The 2,321-nt window shown below is 43.0% G+C and carries 3 protein-coding genes; 1 reads left to right on the plus strand and 2 read right to left on the minus strand.

Going from position 1 to position 2,321, the window contains the following annotated elements; genetic code table 11:
- Positions 1–178: 178 nt before the first annotated feature.
- Positions 179–1,054 carry a glycine--tRNA ligase subunit alpha gene (gene glyQ, locus BGL89_RS20725; RefSeq protein WP_286827415.1) on the minus strand — a complete coding sequence of 292 codons (876 nt, stop codon included), beginning with the start codon at positions 1,052–1,054 and terminating at the stop codon, positions 179–181.
- A 126-nt stretch (positions 1,055–1,180) separates the two neighbouring features.
- Positions 1,181–2,104, minus strand: coding sequence for a serine/threonine protein kinase (locus BGL89_RS20730; protein WP_286827416.1), 924 nt, complete (start codon positions 2,102–2,104; stop codon positions 1,181–1,183).
- A 21-nt stretch (positions 2,105–2,125) separates the two neighbouring features.
- Between BGL89_RS20730 and BGL89_RS21570 the strand changes: the two genes are divergently transcribed.
- Positions 2,126–2,260 carry a hypothetical protein gene (locus tag BGL89_RS21570; RefSeq protein ID WP_287676564.1) on the plus strand — a complete coding sequence of 45 codons (135 nt, stop codon included), beginning with the start codon at positions 2,126–2,128 and terminating at the stop codon, positions 2,258–2,260.
- Positions 2,261–2,321: the final 61 nt, after the last annotated feature.

Genomic DNA, 2,321 nt, shown 5'->3' on the forward strand with positions numbered 1-2,321 from the left:
TCCCAATCCTATTTTCTTGCACTAACATCGGACTTTAACAGGTCAAAAGCTTTATTTTAAAAGGGTTTTACCATTATTCAGCAAACCCTAAATAGGATTTAGTATAAAAAGAAGTTATTAAAAGATGGCCAATACAATTGGTAGGGGTGCATCGCCAAAATTGAGATGCCACTGATTGCTAAACTTTTTGTAGGGGAAAACCTAAAGCTTCCCGTTGCTGTAAATACAATTGAGCAACCTGTCGAGCTAAATTGCGAATTCTGCCGATATAACGGGTTCTTTCAGCTACAGCAATCACACCTCTAGCATCGAGTAAATTAAAAGTATGGGAACATTTGAGAACATAATCTAGACTGGGAATCACCAGAGAGCGATCGATTAATTGTTTAGCTTCCTGTTCATATAAACTGAATAAACTAAATAATAACTCAGGATTGGAAGCCTCAAAATTGTAGGTACATTGTTCGATTTCATTTTGCAGAAAAATATCACCGTAGAGGATATTTTCATTCCATTGAATTTCATTAATTGCCTCTACATCTTGCAGATACATGGCTAATCTTTCTAAACCATAGGTAATCTCGATCGCCACGGGACGACAATCGATACCTCCACACTGTTGAAAGTAGGTAAATTGGGTGATTTCCATCCCATCTAACCACACTTCCCAACCCACACCCCAAGCACCGAGGGTGGGAGATTCCCAGTTATCTTCCACGAAGCGAATATCGTGATCTTCTGGGTTAATTCCTAACACCCGCAGGGAGTCTAAATAGATATCCTGAATATTATCGGGAGAGGGTTTAATTAGGACTTGATATTGATAGTAATGCTGAAAACGATTGGGATTTTCGCCATAACGGCCATCCGTAGGACGACGACAGGGTTCCACATAGGCAACGGCCCAAGGTTCCGGACCAATTGCCCTTAAAAAAGTGTGGGGACTCATGGTTCCCGCACCTTTTTCCGTATCATAGGGTTGAGCAACTAAACAACCGCGAGCGGCCCAAAATTCGTTTAATTTAGCAATAACAGCTTGGAAAGTTAGAGACATGGGGAAAAGTAAAAAAGCGGATTAGGGGTTGGGGAAGTGGGGTGTAGGGTGTGGGGAAGTGGGGAGCTTTTCAGTGATCAGTAAACAGTGAACTGATAACTGATCACTGTCTCCTGACGGTTAAAGTCATTGACTTACTTTTAACTGCAAGCGAAAGTTAACGGGGTTAGAAGACTGGGGGAGAATAACTAATTCATAAAATCCCTCTTCGGGTAATTGACCGGACCATTGCCGATCGCTAGACTTGTCTAAAAGAGTGACCTTGCCACTGGGAGAGTAGAAAGATAGTAAAACTTCGCCTTCTGCCTCTAAATTTAAGTCTAACCGATCACTGGAACGCAATTTTATTGCATAGGCTTTTCCTTGTCCCTGGCTGAGAATTGCCTCGATAATCTCCTCTCCCCCCGCGTCTAAACTTTCGATCGCTTGGTAGGATAGGCCAGACTGTAAAGATTGTAACTGATTCCAGGCCAAACCACTCCATAGTTGACCTAGGCCGCTATCAAAATTTGGTCTTTCTGTCAATTCGGGAAGTAGCTGAAAAAAGGCAGTATCAGTGAGTAAATTAAGGACTCTACTGCTTAATCGTAACTGATTCACTTGTTCTCGCCATTTTTCTCGCTGTTGCTCGTCGTAGCTACCTAATGCTTCTCTAGTGCCAGAATCGAGACGGTCTAAGCGATCGAGGATTTCTGCTGCTAGAATATCTCTTTGTTCCTGTTTCTGTTTTTCCTCTTTGATATCCCCATAGCGGAGGCTAAACAATTCATTGACGAGATTTTTAAAAAACTGACTATCAATTCCCAACTCTAGACGGCGCTTTCTCATCTCAGCTTTCCGTTGCCATGCCCGATCTGTGGCAGAATTAAAATTATTTTCTTCCGTGGCAAAAACGGGTTTAACGGTTTCGGGTTGATTGCTGTGCTTAACCCACTGTTTCCCGATTAACCAGCCTATTGCCGCCGATAATAACATCAAGAGGCAAAAAATAGCGATCCTACTGGAACAGCCGAGAAAAAGGGGCGATTTATTCCGAGAATTAGCGGCCATTGTCTCCTTAGACGATTTGGGGTGTGGATATTTAAAGATGAGATTAACACAATTGACATCCTCCCCGCCGTAAAACGGACGGCGATTCCCACTAGAACAAGCTTAATTGCTCGTACTTTTGATGGGTTGACGCGACCCGGGATGCTGCTTCTTTAACAGAAGTCTTACGCTTTCCGACCCGTCCATTTTTAGTCTCCGAATGTCCTCCGGCGACCTT

Origin of the sequence: Microcystis sp. LSC13-02 (genome assembly GCA_002282935.1) — a bacterium.
In the GTDB taxonomy this organism is placed as follows: Bacteria; Cyanobacteriota; Cyanobacteriia; order Cyanobacteriales; family Microcystaceae; genus Microcystis.